Consider the following 15,409-nt stretch of genomic DNA (forward strand, 5'->3'; position numbering starts at 1 on the left):
AACATGGTCACACCGGCAAGGACGAGTGAAGTAGCGCTCTTGTGTTCACGGGGTGGTTTTGGGCATACAAAAACCCCGCGATTCCCAGTCTGGCTAGGTAAAACGCGGGGTCTTATCTGGCGGTGACGGAGGGATTTGAACCCTCGGTACGGGGTTACCGTACACAACATTTCGAGTGTTGCACCTTCGGCCGCTCGGACACGTCACCAGTGTCTATGAGCTTACCGAAAACCCGAACAATACTCAAATACGCGCGTTATTGAGGTGCACAAAAGTGGGGTGGATTCCAGTAATGTAACCGTCAATCACCAACATAGCTGCCTGGGTAGCGTCAGCGACACCAAGATCAGCGTTGTGAACTTCTTGGTCCATACTCAGCATGAAAGCCGCACCAAAGAGAGCAACCGCCACGGTATCGGGACTGCGGGTGGCATCAACAGTGTACTGGGTAGCAAGCAACTGCACGAGTCTTCGAATAGCAACCACTACCTGATTGCGAGCTTCGCGCATAGTGGGCGACCATTCTTCGGGGTTCTGCCAAACCTCAGAGATCCATAGTCGGGCGAACCCTCGGTGCTCCCCCAAAAATTCAAAGGCTGAGCGGCAGGCAATCTCTAGACCCTCGCGGGTATCGTCTGCGCTCCTGCCTCTGTTGATCTCGTTGATAAGCAGCTTCGAGCCGTACTTCAGTAGCTGATCAACAATGGTCTTCTTCGACCCAAAGTTGTAGTAGACCGTGCCTTTTGAAACTCCGGCGCGCTCAGCAACCTCTTCAACGGTAGTCGCCTCAGAGCCTTTCTCTCGCATAATTTCTAGGGCTGCTTCGAAGAGTTTGAGCTGGGTTTTAGTGGTCTTCGGGGGTTTTGCCGCCGGGATAGAAGAGTAAAGAGAGCGCTGTGAGTACGGCTCGTCGGGGGTGTAGAGAGGGGTTTCTGTCACGGTTCACCTTTGAGGGAAAGTTGCTCACCTCAAGTGAGCGTGCGTGGTCTGAAACCTCAGTATTTGAAATTACTGGGGTTATTTTTCAAAAATTATACCCCCAGACGGCAACGATGCGGTGTTACTTGCCAGTAACTTAGGGGAGATTTTTTCGACTGTGGCGCCCGGTGCCCTCTCCTGCGGTTCTGTGGTGCCCAAAGCGCGCGCCAACTACGGTCTAGGCTCTCGCCTACCCACAAAAAAATCAGTCAGAAGATCAGCGCACTCTTCCTCAAGAACACCTGAGTACACCTCAGCTCGCACGGGAAGTTTCGCATCGCGCAAAGTGTCATAGACGCTACCAGCAGCACCCATCTTTTCTTCCCACGCCCCAAAGACAACGGTGGGGACGCGCGCCAGCAAGATCGCGCCCGCACACATCAGGCAGGGTTCTAGGGTAACGACGAGGGTACACCCATCAAGCCGCCACGAGCCGGTGACGCGAGCAGCTTCACGCAAAGCTATAACTTCAGCGTGGGCTGTGGGGTCTTGGTGGGCTTCGCGCTGGTTATAGCCGCGACCTATCACCTCACCATGAGCGTCCACGACAATAGCGCCGATGGGAACATCTGCGTGCTCTAGAGCCTGACGAGCCTGCATTAGCGCTTGGCGCATCCACTGCTCATGGTGCGGTTGCCGGGCACGACGGGCAACAAGGTAGCTACCGGGAGCCACCGGTTGCGAAGTGGTGGGTTCAGTCATGGTGTTAGTGGGTACTTGCAAGGGCGAAGGGAAGGACGCTGCGAGCGCCGCCCACTTTGAGGAGGCGGGCAGCTGCGGTTATTGACCAGCGTGAATCGATCAGATCGGTGACCAGCAGGATGTCGGGGTTGTATTCGTTGAGGTAGCTTTCTAGCGTCTCGGGGAGGGCGTAGGAATGTACTGTTGCCGCGCAGCGGAAAACACTGTTACCCCCAAAGTGCCCTGCTGAGAGCTGATGTAGAGCACCGAGGTGGGGTATTTTGCCGGTTCGCGAGAGCCCTTGTGCTAGAGATTCCGTCAAGGTTGGACGCACAGGTGAGGGCAGGTGTACAACGGCGGTGGGGCGTGCTTGCCAGTCCCAGGCTGCCAGTACGCGGATGCAGGCGCGTCCTAGTTCATCAGAAAGGGGTGCGTCTTTTTCGGGGGTCTGTTCGGCGTTGGTGAAGATTTCGCGGAGCTGGTTGCCCCACCCTAAATCGGTGAGTCGGGCAAGTGCTCTGCCGGGTTCTGCCTGGTGTTCTGCCGGTATTTTGCCGCGCAGGGGCTTGCCGTTTTCGTATACGCCCAGGTTATTAAGGCCGCTTGGCCATTGACGGCGCGGAGCGATCTCTAGCCCCTCGCTGGTCAGTGCGCCGCGGGCTTGTTCTTGGGCGTCCGTTGTAATATTCGTCGGGTACCAGGTGCCAGCGCAGGTGTCACAGCGCCCGCAGGGGGTTGCGCTCTCATCATCAAGCTGAAAGGCAAGGTACTGCATACGGCACTGTGTGGTGCTGATGTAGTCGAGCATGGCGTTTTGCTCTGCAACTCGCGTCTGAGCCACCCGATCATACCGTTCGCGATCGTAATGCCAGGGTGCGCCGGTGGCAGCCCAGCCCTTTTCTACGCGTTGAACAGCACCTTCGACTGCCAAGACCTTTAGGAGCAAGTCGAGGGAGGAACGTTTGATATCTACCCTTGCCTCAAGGGCAGGAACGCTCAGCGCCTGCCCCTGCGACCGTGCCTCGTTCAGAACCTGCAAGACTGCCCCGGTGTTCTCGGCGGTGGGCATCGAAGCCGCCGCGAAATACTCCCAAATTTCTTTGTCTTCTGAACCAGGCAGTAAAAGCACATCAGCGTTAATAGCACCGCGACCTGCGCGACCAACCTGCTGATAATAAGCAACAGCAGACGAAGGTGCGCCCAGATGAACCACAAAACCCAGGTCTGGCTTATCGAACCCCATACCCAAAGCACTCGTGGCAACCAGAGCTTTCAGGCGGTTCTCTTTCAGCGCCTGTTCGAGTTCTTCGCGCTCCTCGGTATCAGTCTGACCGGTGTAGGCGTACACCTCATAGCCCGCAGCGCGCAGGGCGGTTGCAGTATCAACTGCTGCCGAGATGGTGAGCGTATAAATAATGCCTGAACCGGGCATCTCATTGAGGTGGCTTAGCAACCAGGCAAGGCGCTGTTCTGAGTGATCAAGACTCAACACCCCCAACCGCAAAGAATCACGGGTCAGCGGGCCACGCAGTACAAAAACGTCACCGGGCACCGTATTTTCCGGGACGGAATTTACCATAGCGGACGAGTCCGCCCAGCTACCCTGCCCAGTTTGAGGAGCCAAGGCGTGAGTGCCAAGCTGCTCAATAACGTCCTGAACCACCCGCTCGTTAGCAGTTGCCGTTGTCGCTAACACCGGCACATGAGACGGTAGCTGCTCAATCAGGGTACGAATACGGCGGTAGTCAGGGCGGAAGTCATGCCCCCAGTCAGAAATACAGTGAGCTTCGTCCACCACCAACATGCCCAAAGAAGGCAGAAGGTGAGGCATCCAGTCCCTCAAAAAGGCGGGGTTATTCAGGCGTTCGGGGCTAATCAGCAGAACATCTATCTCGCCGCGAGAAATCTGCTGGGCAATCGCATCCCACTCCGTGACGTTCGAGGAATTTACCATCGCGGCGCGTACCCCCGCACGAGCGGCAGCCTGCACCTGGTCACGCATTAGCGCTAAGAGAGGAGAAACAATAAGGGTAGTCCCAGCACCTTGCTCACGCATCAACAGCGCCGACAGAAAATAAACCGCCGATTTACCCCACCCCGTTCGCTGAATCACCAATGACCTACGGCGGTGTAGAACCAGCGACTCAATCGCTTCATACTGACCCGCGTGAAACCGGGCAGCAGGATTATTGGTCAGGCATTGAAGGAGCTCAAGTGCCCGGTGGTAAAGAGAATCTGAAGAGGGTATTTGTACGGTAGTCATCACTATTCACAGTAGCCGAAAGCGCAATTTAAGACAGGTTTTTAGCTCAAAAGATGTCTTAAAATGCACTCTCAACGCATAGCCGGGGTCACAGCTGCACGCGAGTAGACTGGGCAGTATGCCTATCACCACCACCATTCCCCTGCGTGCTGGCACCAAACAGTGGCTAGCACTTGCTGTACTGATGCTGCCGGTTCTACTGATTTCAGTTGATAATACAGTGCTCAGTTTCGCGCTGCCCAAAATTTCACGGGTCATGGCACCTACCGGCACGCAGCTTTTGTGGATGGTTGATATCTACCCGCTGGTTCTTGCTGCCCTGCTAGTACCGATGGGTGCTCTAGGCGATAAGGTAGGACGCCGCACCCTGCTTTTGGTTGGCTGTGTGGGGTTTGCGGTGGTTTCGGCTTTTGCAAGTTTCGCTCCGGACGCGATTTGGCTGATTGCGGCGCGTGGAGCATTAGGCTTCTTTGGCGCGATGTTGATGCCCGCTACCCTTTCGCTCTTACGCAATATTTTCCTTGACCCCAACCAGCGTCGTGCGGCTCTTGCTATTTGGGCATCTGGCTTTTCCGCCGGGGCAGTTTTGGGACCGGTTATGGGCGGGTTCTTGCTGGAGCATTTTTGGTGGGGTTCGATCTTCTTCATTGCTACTTTGATCCTGATTCCCGCTTTGATTCTTATGCCTCTGTTGGTGCCTAATTCCCGCTCGGAAGCGCCCGGATCCATTGATCCGCTGAGCATTATGTTGGTGATGGCAGCAATGTTCGGTTTGGTGTACGCGCTGAAAGTGGGTGCTACCGAGGGGTTAGAGCACCTCAGCATCTACCCCGCAGCCCTCGTAGGCGCGGTCACTACGTGGGCTTTCGTGAGGCGACAAAACAAGCTAGAGAACCCCATGCTCGATATGTCTTTGTTTCACTCAAAGACCTTCACCGGGGGGCTGCTGAGCAATCTCATCACCATGACTAGCATGACAGGCTTCATGATTTTCTACTCCCAATACGTGCAGCTCGTTGTGGGGCTTACCCCCATGCAGGCTGGTCTCACCATGCTACCGGGTGTTCTCTGCTCTATCTTCTCCGGTCTTTTCGTGGTGCGTTTGGCTCAATCTTTTAGACCTGCCCACCTCGTTGCCGCAGCGCTGACGCTAGCCGTTACCGGTTACACTTTTGTTGCTGCCGGCGGCTTTACCGGTGCGTCCTTTCTCATCTTCGTGCTCGGGTTCATGCTCTTAGGGCTGGGCAATGGTGCGGCGCAAACCTTGGCTAACGATGCCATCATCGGCGGAGTAGACGCCAACAAAGCCGGCGCTGCCTCAGCCGTTTCTGAAACTGCTTACGAGTTCGGCAGCGTCCTGGGCGCAGCGATTCTCGGCACAGTGCTGACCGCCATCTACCGACTCAATGTGCAAGTACCCGCAGGCTATTCAACCACCGATCAGCACATCGCCCAAGAAACCCTCGGCGGTGCAATGGACGCGGCAACCCGCTACCCAGAACCCGCAGCGAGCGCCCTCATCAGCAGCGCCCAAAATGCCTTCTCGCTCGGTGTAGGCTACTCATCAATCGTGGCGGTCGCCCTGTGCAGCGCCGGTATCATCAGCGCCCTGACCCTCCTGAAAAGCCTGCCGAAAGCGCGTGATAATACGGTACGCCAAGGTTCAGGGCACTAAAAATGCACCGTGATTTGCCCCAACGCACCACATATAGAAAGATCATCTCAAAAGCATCATTCTTTACCTTTTACTAGTTATTCAGACAGCGGTTGTTTTCTGGGAATCAGACGGGCTCATTGGCTACCCCTTTGATGTCTATAATAGTAGCCTTGTTGAGCTTCTCACCGGTGAAATAGATGAATACACTTTCGCATCAAACTATGCCCATGCTCTAGCTTATTCCGCTCTTCTCTACGATTTCAGGATTGAGAGTTTGACACATAGTCTTTCTTACAAAAAGACCGGTCAAAAAGTAGAACTCTAAAAAGCCGATTCTCCCGGTGCGCGGTAGTTTCCTTGGTTTTGGGGTGATTGGTCAGGGCGCTGCGTAGGTGCCTGCGGCACTGCCCCCTGAGAGGAGTGAGGTTCAGAGTGTGAGGTCTGCCAGCTCTGCTGAGACGCAGTGGAACCTTGGTTTGCGGCGGGTGCGTAACCCTGCACGAAGTCGCGGGGCGGCACCGGCTGACCGGATGAACCAGCAGGAGGGTTATAAACCGCGTTATACATCGTCTGATGAGCTGAACGTAGCTTCATCATCTTCTGCTCGCGCATCGCCCGATAGTACTGACTTGAAGGACGCAGTGAGAGAGTAACAATCACAAAGACATAAAGGACTGCTGCCACGATACTCATACCAATAGCGAGCGGATCACTAATCAGTGTCTGAACTTCTCTGAAGTCTTGTACATCGACCTGCGATGCAACACTTTCCATCAAACTGTCCAGCAAAGGCATGAGCAGCAAACCCACCACAGTCGATACGAGGGAGAGGCTTGAGAGCACAATCGCCACAATACGAGCCCACTGCGCGCCTACCTTCACAAACCACGCCACCACAAAAAACAGAACCACAAAACCCAAGCTGAACAAAGCAGCTGCAATGTTAGTTGCTGTGGTGAAACCACTTCCTAACGTTTCAGATGCCTCACGAGTAGAGGGTAGATTACTGCTAAGAATTACGCCATAAATCTGCTGAGCGCCATACAGAACACCCAACACGCAGATAGCTGTGAAGGCCGCGCGAACAGTACGCGGAACAACGAAGCGACCCTGAGCAGACGCATCCGCCCCCTCCGAAAACTGCTGATTCTGCTCAAAACCCTCAGGCGGTAGAGGATACTGCGGTGCGCTACTCATAAAATCCTGCTTTCGTTGTGACTTATTAACCATATCCGCTACATTAAGTGATGGGCAATACAAACACTAAGGGCGGACGCCAAAAATACCGCGAGAACGATCTTTCACCACGGTGGCACCCTTAAAAATCTTGCCCGACATACTCACGTACACGCCTGCGTCCAAAAGATTAAGAGCAGCAACAGCCGCACCCAGGTTAAACCCCGCGTCCGAAACACGCATAGAAGCAGGCTGCATCGCACCGGTAAGAACCACAATCTTGCCTTCAAGACGCGCGTGCTCTAGCAGGTAGCGGGCGGTCTCGGGCATGGTATCAGTGCCGTGGGTGATGATGACATGATCGGTAGCTACGCCTTCGAGTGCATCGACTAACTGCGCACGGTCGGTATCAGTCATATCAAGGCTGTCAACTGCCAGCACTGGAATCAGCTCAAACTCAACGTCGGTCAGTACGGCTGTCAGCAGCTGCGGAACCGAAGGATCACCAATCTCAAGCTCACCGACTACGGAGTACACCTTGTCGATGGTTCCACCGGTGGTCAGTATGGTAATTTTTTCTACGCTTTTGATAGTCATACCTACTAGTTATACGCCGAGATCCTGACTTAATTGCTCAAATCCTGTTTTAAAACAGGATCTCGACGATTAATCAGGATCTCAACGGAGGGAGGCAAAGACGCCAAAGCAGGGTTCTCCCTTGTCGTTGAGCGGGCGAAAAGACGCGAGGGTTTTCAGGATGCGCGCGTCCTTCTCACCGGTTGCTGGGTTGTAGTCAATGACTGCGCAGCGAGGTACAGGGTTGGCGATGTTGACGCTGTAATTGTCTTGGGCAAGTATCCCGCGCTTTGCAGTGAGGTCGAAAGAGCACCCCTGCCAGGTTTCTTCTATAAAAGGCTCACTGGTTTCAACGACCAAGGACGCGCGAAAGCGAGCGTACTGCTGTTCGAAGTTCTCCGCCCCCAAGCGCTGACCTAACTCTTTGAGGGAGGCTGTTCCAATGATGGTGAGAGGACGCCCGTAGACGACATTGCGTTCTGCCCGCGCCAGAAGAACGGGGCGCCCCAGGTAGTAAGTGAAGATTTCAGATAGTTGCCCGGCAATGGGATGAACTGATTCATTACGACCCCAATAATCACAAACAATAACCTCACCGGTTTCAACAAGCGGGGTCGTATAGCTCTTACCATCGGGGAAGGCGACCGTTAGCCTGTTGTCGGCAACCTCAGTGATGACTTTTAGCAGGGCAGGGTTCTGCACGGTACGCAACACCCGTTTTTGCACCGGATCAACCAGGCACAATTCGCGGTCACCGATTACGCCTTTATCGGTAAGTTCAACCAGATGACGTGGCTGATGGCTGGTACCCTTCAGATGAGAGAACCCGGCAGAGACAACATGCAGTGTTTCGGTCATGAGTTTTAGTGTACGCGACCACAGGGAGAACCTTTCAAAGTATCTGGCAAAGGTGTTCACAGTGTGTTCACGGGGGCAGTTTTGAGCACAAGAAAACCCCGCGTAGTCCTTGCCTGACTAGGCGAAACGCGGGGTTATTATTTGTGCGCCCTGTGGGGCTCGAACCCACGACCCACGGATTAAAAGTCCGATGCTCTACCAACTGAGCTAAAGGCGCATCCACTGACAAAGTCAGCGAACACAACTATACACTCTTGAAAACTACTTTTCAAACGAGGCTCCGGGCGTACGATGCTGGGGGCATGATCTGGCTGGCACCCGGCTGTTCATCGCTGTGTGCTCTAATGAATCGCTGAGGTTCTGCCCCCCTTATCTTGATCAGACAAAAGCAAGAGGTCTGGTCGCCCTACCAGGAACCTTCGTGGGCTTCATCAGGGTGGCGCGTCCCCCGTCTTTGCCGCCCAACTGCAAATAGCGGTGCTCGCCGGGCAAACCCTAGGTGGAGCCATAGCCGCGCTTATCTTCACCGCAATCGTGAATAGCCCCCCCATTACCCACCGATAGCCCAGAGTGAACCCTGCACCACCTCTAAGGCAATAGTATTAAACTAGAAATCCTATGAGCGCCCACCCCAGACACCACAAACCCATCGTCTTTGGCCCCGAAAAGTTCGCCAACCAACTAGGCGGAGCCGATCCCGCCCTCATCTCTGCTGCTGCCTACGAATCAGCCCACGCTATTCTAGGACGCGCGCGTACCCACTCCGATCTCACTGTCATCACCCGTCTCGTGGAGTTCACCGATCACTACGGGCTAGAAACCATTGCAGAAATGTGGTCGCAGGCCGCCGCAGTCTCTACACCCGGTGCACTCTGGCGCATGTACGCGCTGCGGCACACCATCCGCAAAAATCCAAGTTTGATTAGCCATTATTACACCCTGGGTATGGAATCAGACCAAGTCTCGCGAGTGGTCTCCGGCGTTGCTGATCCACCCACCGACCGCGAAATCGTTAGCACCGTAGACGCTATTCTCACCGGCGCGTATACTGGCGAATTCGATGTTGCCTTAGAACGATTCGCGGCTTTCTGTAAGGTCGTAGCTTTGGGTCAGGACGCGGTCGCCCACCACCTGCATTTTGGGGAGACTATCAATAGCTCCCCTGAAGCACCCCAGCCAGCTAACAACCCGCCGACGCTAGAACCTTCCCTTGAAGTACGCAAAGAAGTAGATCGTAAAGCACGCAACCTACGCGCAGGAGCCAACAGGCTCACCACCGTCGCCGCAGAACTAGAAGCAGCCGCAGCAAAATGGCGTCTAGGAACTCTAGACTAACCTGCCGCATAATTTGACACCCACACCCAAAACTAGAAAACTGGTTATCAGGTGTCGGGCTGTTAATAGGTAGCCCCGGGCTCCATTTTTAGCCGCTACGAGCGGCCTTCCGCCGAGAGGCGCTCCCAGTCCGATGCCCCTAAACTTTCATATGTATCATGCCCCGCTTCTTATCGCAGAAGCGGGGCATCATGCGTCCGCAACCGTCAATTTCTGGTCACAGATGAAGAGGTTCGGTAGGTTCTGCGGTAGCATGCCGGTGTGACCGTACTCTGCTCACTGCACCCCTACCGCCCCATTTAACTACGCAGGGCAGACGCCCCATCACGCGCGTCCTCCCCCTACCCGCTACAGCAACTTATTAACCTTCATACGTTATCGTTGAAGGCGTTTCGTATTAACCTGTTATTTGCAAAGGGCTTTCACCATGCTTCAGCGCATCTTTCCACACCAGAATGCAGCCCTCGTATCACTTGCTGACCTCGCCAAAAAAGTCGCAGACGCAGCAGCTTTACTCTCTGAAATGCTGGGTTCAACCCCCGATCAGTACTCCGAACTCTTTGACCGGATGCTCGACCACGAAACCCAAACCACCAACAAGTTCTTCGAAACAATGACGACAACCCGCAGCTCCTTCGCAACGCCGATCCCCCGCGAAGACATGTACTCACTAGCGTTGCACCTCAACCGCGCAGTCGAGCACCTCACCAGCGCAGCGCACATTCTCAACCTACACAAAATTGACAGGTTCACCCCGCACGCAACAACCCTGCTCGACATTATTCAACGCGAATCGGTGCTCACCGCCGCCATCATTCCCCGCATGGGTGAGCTCCACGGTCTCGATGAATACTGGATCGACATGCTACGCATCACCAAACAAGCAGCGCGAACCGCAGAGGTCTACGACGCCGAAATCATCGACTCCTACAAACACGACCGCTACCAAAAAACCTCCAAATTCATCAGGCAGCTGGTGGCAACCTCAAACTCAATGCGTGATGTTTCCACCGACATCGGGCGCATCATCGTGCAGGAGTCGTAAGTGACCCTCACCCTGCTCACCTCAGGCGTGCTACTACTTGCCGTCCACCTCATCATCACCGGTTTTCACGACGCACCCAACGCCGTAGCAGTCGCCGTGCGCTCACGTGCCCTCACCACCATGCGGGCTGTCTCCGTGAGTGCCTTCTTCAACCTCGTAGGAGTACTCCTCGCCGGCTTTGTACTTGCCAACTACAGCCAAGGGTGGATTAACGTCCCCTCCACCTCTGCCGGTCTAGCAATGCTCATCGCTACCCTCATCAGCGTTATCCTCTGGGGATTGCTCACCTGGTTCTTGCGTATGCCCTCATCATCAACCCACGCTATTATCGGGGGTCTCTTCGGCGCGTCTTGGGCAGCCAGCGCAGTCAATTTACACCACCAGGACGTCTTCCACCAGAGCTTCTGGACGCTCGTCTTTCTGCCCCTGCTGCTAGCACCCGCCCTCGTATTCGTCGCCTCCTGGGCACTCGTATTTCCCGGTTACGCTATCGCGCGGCGCTCCTACCCCCGCGCCGTCAATTCCCTATCGAGGTATGCCCTCTCACTCTCCAACTCAGCAATTTCGCTAGGACACGGCATTCAAACCGGACAAAAAGCAACCATTCTTCTGTTGCTCATGTTCACCGCAGCTAACTATGAACTAACCCCCTCAGTACTGGCACTGAGCTTCATCATCACCGGCATCGTTCTCGCCTTCGGCACCGTGCTCGGGGGCTGGCGCATCGGACGCACTATCTCAACCCGAATGGTCCGCATAGACCCCTTTCGCGGAGCCATCGCACAGTTAACTACAGCAAGCGTCATGCTCTTCGGCGGGCTAGCGCTCAACGCACCCGTCTCTTCCTCCCACGTTGCCGCATCCTCAGTAGTCGGTGCCGGAGTCAACCAACGCTTCAACGCCCTACGCCTACCTATCATCAGTCATGTACTCATCACCTGGGCAGCCACCATACCAGCAACCTTCTGCCTCTCAGCTATCATCATGCTGGCGCTCTCACCCTTGGTCTAAACACCAGCATTAGGACGCGCGATCCCCCCCCCCCCCCGGCTAGCAGGTCAAGTCCACACCGCATACAGGAAAAAGCTCCACCCAAAGGTGGAGGCTCATGCAAGAAGTTCGCTCATTCACGATTTTCAGAAGCAAGCGAGAAAACAAAAATCGGGAAGTAGAGAGGATTATTCATAAGGGGCGACCTCCAACGGACGCGCACCCACCAACAGCCCTCTTGCCGGGGCCCCTGCTTCGCGATGCAGCTAGGCAATTCACGCCAGGCAAGGGGATAAAATCCGCGAAAATTCCGAGCCAGACGAGCTTGCGAGGCTAGAAGCCAGTTAGCGCTTGACGAGCGGCCGTCTTCAGCTGCTTGCCTCTACCCTTATGAATAAGTCTCGCAAGAACAACAGTACAAATAAAAAATTCAATAATTTCATTGAAAATACTAAATCCATAAGTATGATACAAGTAACAGATAAATCTTAGTTTTATTCTGAACCTTTTACTTTACTCCCTTAGATAACGTGGTCGATTTCCACCTGTTTTCCACCCCTACCAACCTGTGAGGTTGCCATGTTCTTCAAAAAATATCATCTCTTTTACCACTTTATTAGCCTTCTCGCTGGGGTGCAGTACTGCTAATCTCCCGTGTTGCGGCAGCTAATTTCAATGTTATTCGCCCTCTGCTCCAAAAATGGAAGGCTTATTCATAGGGGGGGTAGGATACCCCCCTATGAATAAGCCTCTAGAACAGAAAATTTATTTCCTCGCTCACTCGGAATTTTCTAGTTCAGCCCACACGCAGGGGCTCCCGCCACGAGTTGGCTACGCTCACGCGCTTCTCTCGTTGCCGCTTCGCCATACTCCGAGCTAAACACAAATTTTTATTTCCTCGCTCACTCGGAAAATTTGTGTTTAGCCAAATCTTCCCGAGACATAATCCTCAGTAGCCTTCTCACGCGGATTATTGAAAATCTCCTGCGTCGGCGCATACTCAATCAACTTACCCGGCTTACCCGTACCCTCGATATTGAAGAACGCAGTCTTATCAGATACACGAGCCGCCTGCTGCATATTGTGAGTCACAATCACCACAGTAAACTCCTCCTTCAGCTCATTAATCAAATCCTCAACAGCCAAAGTAGAAATCGGGTCAAGCGCCGAACACGGCTCGTCCATAAGAATAACTTCAGGCTTCACCGCAATCGTACGCGCAATGCATAAACGCTGCTGCTGACCACCTGAAAGACCAGCACCCGGCTTATCCAGGCGGTCTTTCACCTCATTCCACAGGTTAGCGCCACGCAACGATTTCTCCACCAAACCATCCGCATCAGTACGCGAAATCTTCTTATTATTCAGCTTCACGCCCGCCAGCACGTTCTCACGAATCGACATGCTCGGGAAAGGGTTAGGACGCTGAAACACCATACCAATGTGGGTACGCACAGCTACCGGGTCAACTCCCTTGCCGTACAGGTTCTCGCCATCCAGCAAAACCTTACCCTCAACGCGAGCACCGGGCAGAACCTCGTGCATACGGTTCAAAGTACGCAAGAAAGTTGACTTGCCACAGCCAGAAGGACCAATGAACGCTGTCACAGAACGCGGCTCAATCACCATGTTGATGTCCTCTACCGCCAAAAAGTCGCTGTAGTAAACATTCAAATCTTCAATATCGATGCGCTTAGACACTGTAGTTTTCCTTTTTCTCTAAAATCCTGAAATTGTAGGTGATCTTTAGCGGCCGGTCTTGGGTGCGAACATTTTAGCAACAAGACGCGCAATCAGGTTCAGCAACATCACGATCACAATCAGCACCAGAGCCGCCGCCCAGGCGCGGGTCTCTGAGATTGCTGCCGAACTCGGTGAGGTCGGAGTCATGATCTGGTAGTAGATGTAGGTGGGCAGGGCCGCCATCCAGCCGCCGAATGCGTTCCAGTTGATGGAGGTCGCGAAACCTGCGGTCACCAGAATCGGAGCGGTTTCACCAATCACGCGGGCAATCGCCAAAGTAACACCCGATGCGATACCCGAGATCGCGGTAGGAATAACGACCTTGGTGATGGTGCGCCATTTGCGGACGCCCAAAGCGTAGGACGCTTCGCGTAGCTCGTTGGGAACAATGCGCAGCATTTCTTCTGCGTTACGAACAACGGTGGGAATCATGAGCACTGACAGCGCTAGAGCGGCAACGGAGCCCATGCGCATTGAGGGGTCGTTGAATGCCCAGGTGAAGAAGGATGCCGCGAACAGACCCGCAACGATGGAGGGAATACCGGTCATCACGTCTACGAAGAAGGTGATAGAGCGCGCCAAAATACCGCCGGTGGCGTATTCCACTAGGTAGATGGCGGTCATCAGACCAACGGGCACCGAGATGAGGGTAGCGAGCAGGGTGGTTTCGAGGGTACCGATGATTGCGTGGTAGATACCGCCGAGAATCGGAGCTTCACCGGTTGCTGCCCTGTTATCGTGTACACCGGTCACGCCATTCATAGAGGTGGTGAGCAGGTTGGATGAAAGACCGGGTACGCCTTTGGCGATAACCACGTACAGTACTGAAATCAGGGGGATTAGTGACAGCAAGAAAGCGCCGTAGACTAAGATGCGGGCGAACGCGTCCTTACCCTTGCGAGCGCCTTCGATAGCGCCGATTGCAAACGGACTTGCAGTCACGAAAATCAGGAAGGTGAACAGTGCCCACAGCCCCAGGTTGAATCCGTTGAGGGCTGAGAGTGCAGCACCCAAGATCAGGGCTGACAAGCCGATAACCGGTACCAGCCACTTAGGTGCCTGGCATGAGGTGAGGCGTGAGGAACTGGTAGCTACTAGGCTCATGGTTTATTCGTTTCCTGTGTTGTAGCGGCTCACGATGAACCGTGCTAGTACGTTGACCAGCAGGGTGATAATGAAGAGCACCAGGCCGGCTGCGATAAGTTCTGACATGCGCAGACCGTATGCTTCGGGGAAGTTCAGGGCGATTTCTGAGGCGACCATCTGGTTACCTGATTGAATCAGAGACGCTTTGAAGGGACCACCTGCCAGTACTAGGGTGACTGCCATGGTTTCGCCCAGTGCGCGACCGAGTGCGAGCATGACGGATGAAATGATGCCGGCGCGTGCGAAGGGGAACACGGTCATGCGGATCATTTCCCAGCGGGTTGCGCCCAAGCCGAGGGCTGCTTCTTCTTGAAGTTTGGGGGTCTGCAAGAAGATTTCGCGGCACATTGCGGTGATAATCGGTAGAATCATGATGCCCAAAACAACGCCCGCGGTGAGGATAGTTTTACCGGTCTGTGAGGCGGGGCCTTCAAAGATTGGAATGAAGCCGAAGTATTTTGCGAGCCAGTTGTAGAAGGGAACAACTGCCGGTGCTAGGACGGATGCGCCCCAAGCACCGAAGATAACTGAGGGGATCGCTGCCAGAAGGTCGATAATGTAGCCGATGGTCTTAGCGAACTTGGGCGGTGCGTAGTGCGAGGTAAACAGCGCTACGCCCACGCCGATGGGGGTTGCAAGAATCAGCGCGATAGTTGCTGCGATGAGGGTACCGGTGACCAGGGGCCAGATGTAGTTGGCGAAGCCCTTACCGCCGGTGAGATCGGCGGGGTCGGCAGCGAACGTATCTGATGCCATAGCGACCAAGAAGATAGCTACCGCTGCTAGAACAACGAGGATCAGGACGCCTGCTGCCAGTGAGATGCCAGAGAAAATTTTGTCTGCTGCTGGGTTCCCGTGACCACTCAAGTTGGAGAGGCTACCCGTTTTAGTGCGGGTTGTTCCTGGTCCAGTCGGCTGTTCTGAGGTTATAGACATGTTTGGACTGCCGCCTCTAGTGTTT

The 15,409-nt window shown here is 54.5% G+C and carries 13 protein-coding genes and 2 tRNA genes; 4 read left to right on the forward strand and 11 right to left on the reverse strand.

Annotated elements, in window-relative coordinates:
- Positions 1 to 117: 117 nt before the first annotated feature.
- The 4 genes from JTP09_RS06070 to JTP09_RS06085 form a co-directional block, all read right to left on the reverse strand.
- Positions 118 to 208 (reverse strand) — tRNA-Ser (locus JTP09_RS06070).
- A gap of 35 nt (positions 209 to 243) precedes the next feature.
- Positions 244 to 939: a TetR/AcrR family transcriptional regulator gene (locus JTP09_RS06075; RefSeq protein WP_240333975.1), complete on the reverse strand. Its 696-nt coding sequence runs from the start codon at positions 937 to 939 to the stop codon at positions 244 to 246.
- 210 nt (positions 940 to 1,149) lie between these two features.
- Positions 1,150 to 1,680, reverse strand: coding sequence for a tRNA adenosine(34) deaminase TadA (gene tadA / locus JTP09_RS06080; RefSeq protein WP_255521042.1), 531 nt, complete (start codon positions 1,678 to 1,680; stop codon positions 1,150 to 1,152).
- 4 nt (positions 1,681 to 1,684) lie between these two features.
- Complete coding sequence (locus JTP09_RS06085) at positions 1,685 to 3,922, reverse strand: ATP-dependent DNA helicase RecQ (protein ID WP_204877570.1); 2,238 nt, start codon at positions 3,920 to 3,922, stop codon at positions 1,685 to 1,687.
- Between the two features lie 118 nt (positions 3,923 to 4,040).
- Here JTP09_RS06085 and JTP09_RS06090 point away from each other — a divergent pair, with 118 nt between their 5' ends.
- Entirely contained in the window at positions 4,041 to 5,597 is a 1,557-nt protein-coding gene (locus tag JTP09_RS06090; protein WP_204877571.1) for an MFS transporter, read from the forward strand.
- A gap of 303 nt (positions 5,598 to 5,900) precedes the next feature.
- Here JTP09_RS06090 and JTP09_RS06095 read toward each other — a convergent pair whose 3' ends face one another.
- The 4 genes from JTP09_RS06095 to JTP09_RS06110 all read right to left on the reverse strand — a co-directional run bounded on the left by JTP09_RS06095 (position 5,901) and on the right by JTP09_RS06110 (position 8,406).
- The gene (locus tag JTP09_RS06095) at positions 5,901 to 6,776 is read right to left on the reverse strand and encodes a hypothetical protein (RefSeq protein ID WP_204877572.1); all 876 of its coding nucleotides are present in this window, start codon (positions 6,774 to 6,776) and stop codon (positions 5,901 to 5,903) included.
- Between the two features lie 66 nt (positions 6,777 to 6,842).
- A complete protein-coding gene (locus JTP09_RS06100; RefSeq protein WP_204877573.1) occupies positions 6,843 to 7,352 on the reverse strand; it encodes an asparaginase domain-containing protein in 510 nt (169 codons plus the stop codon).
- A gap of 81 nt (positions 7,353 to 7,433) precedes the next feature.
- Positions 7,434 to 8,189 (reverse strand): MOSC domain-containing protein, encoded by a 756-nt coding sequence (locus JTP09_RS06105; RefSeq protein ID WP_204877574.1) that lies wholly within the window; start codon positions 8,187 to 8,189, stop codon positions 7,434 to 7,436.
- A gap of 144 nt (positions 8,190 to 8,333) precedes the next feature.
- Positions 8,334 to 8,406 (reverse strand) — tRNA-Lys (locus JTP09_RS06110).
- Between the two features lie 401 nt (positions 8,407 to 8,807).
- Here JTP09_RS06110 and JTP09_RS06115 point away from each other — a divergent pair.
- The 3 genes from JTP09_RS06115 (at position 8,808) to JTP09_RS06125 (ending at position 11,580) form a co-directional block, all read left to right on the forward strand.
- A complete protein-coding gene (locus tag JTP09_RS06115; protein WP_204877575.1) occupies positions 8,808 to 9,524 on the forward strand; it encodes a hypothetical protein in 717 nt (238 codons plus the stop codon).
- 427 nt (positions 9,525 to 9,951) lie between these two features.
- Positions 9,952 to 10,569 carry a DUF47 domain-containing protein gene (locus JTP09_RS06120; protein WP_204877576.1) on the forward strand — a complete coding sequence of 206 codons (618 nt, stop codon included), beginning with the start codon at positions 9,952 to 9,954 and terminating at the stop codon, positions 10,567 to 10,569.
- Positions 10,570 to 11,580: an inorganic phosphate transporter gene (locus tag JTP09_RS06125; RefSeq protein WP_204877577.1), complete on the forward strand. Its 1,011-nt coding sequence runs from the start codon at positions 10,570 to 10,572 to the stop codon at positions 11,578 to 11,580.
- 900 nt (positions 11,581 to 12,480) lie between these two features.
- Here the strand turns inward: JTP09_RS06125 and pstB are convergent.
- The 3 genes from pstB to pstC are packed head-to-tail and all read right to left on the reverse strand — an operon-like array spanning position 12,481 to position 15,384.
- The gene (pstB, locus tag JTP09_RS06130; protein WP_204877578.1) at positions 12,481 to 13,260 is read right to left on the reverse strand and encodes a phosphate ABC transporter ATP-binding protein PstB; all 780 of its coding nucleotides are present in this window, start codon (positions 13,258 to 13,260) and stop codon (positions 12,481 to 12,483) included.
- A gap of 45 nt (positions 13,261 to 13,305) precedes the next feature.
- The gene (pstA, locus tag JTP09_RS06135; RefSeq protein ID WP_204877579.1) at positions 13,306 to 14,406 is read right to left on the reverse strand and encodes a phosphate ABC transporter permease PstA; all 1,101 of its coding nucleotides are present in this window, start codon (positions 14,404 to 14,406) and stop codon (positions 13,306 to 13,308) included.
- A gap of 3 nt (positions 14,407 to 14,409) precedes the next feature.
- Complete coding sequence (pstC, locus tag JTP09_RS06140; protein WP_204877580.1) at positions 14,410 to 15,384, reverse strand: phosphate ABC transporter permease subunit PstC; 975 nt, start codon at positions 15,382 to 15,384, stop codon at positions 14,410 to 14,412.
- Between the last annotated feature and the right edge of the window lie 25 nt (positions 15,385 to 15,409).

This window comes from Rothia sp. ZJ1223, from assembly GCF_016900985.1.
In the GTDB taxonomy this organism is placed as follows: Bacteria; Actinomycetota; Actinomycetes; order Actinomycetales; family Micrococcaceae; genus Rothia.

Bases quoted from the DNA above. Each gene is read 5' to 3' on its own strand.
- tadA (WP_255521042.1), bottom strand. From the start codon at position 1,680: ATGACTGAACCCACCACTTCGCAACCGGTGGCTCCCGGTAGCTACCTT.
- JTP09_RS06085 (WP_204877570.1), bottom strand. From the start codon at position 3,922: ATGACTACCGTACAAATACCCTCTTCAGATTCTCTTTACCACCGGGCA.
- JTP09_RS06090 (WP_204877571.1), top strand. From the start codon at position 4,041: ATGCCTATCACCACCACCATTCCCCTGCGTGCTGGCACCAAACAGTGG.
- JTP09_RS06095 (WP_204877572.1), bottom strand. From the start codon at position 6,776: ATGAGTAGCGCACCGCAGTATCCTCTACCGCCTGAGGGTTTTGAGCAG.
- JTP09_RS06100 (WP_204877573.1), bottom strand. From the start codon at position 7,352: ATGACTATCAAAAGCGTAGAAAAAATTACCATACTGACCACCGGTGGA.
- JTP09_RS06105 (WP_204877574.1), bottom strand. From the start codon at position 8,189: ATGACCGAAACACTGCATGTTGTCTCTGCCGGGTTCTCTCATCTGAAG.
- JTP09_RS06115 (WP_204877575.1), top strand. From the start codon at position 8,808: ATGAGCGCCCACCCCAGACACCACAAACCCATCGTCTTTGGCCCCGAA.
- JTP09_RS06120 (WP_204877576.1), top strand. From the start codon at position 9,952: ATGCTTCAGCGCATCTTTCCACACCAGAATGCAGCCCTCGTATCACTT.
- pstA (WP_204877579.1), bottom strand. From the start codon at position 14,406: ATGAGCCTAGTAGCTACCAGTTCCTCACGCCTCACCTCATGCCAGGCA.
- pstC (WP_204877580.1), bottom strand. From the start codon at position 15,384: ATGTCTATAACCTCAGAACAGCCGACTGGACCAGGAACAACCCGCACT.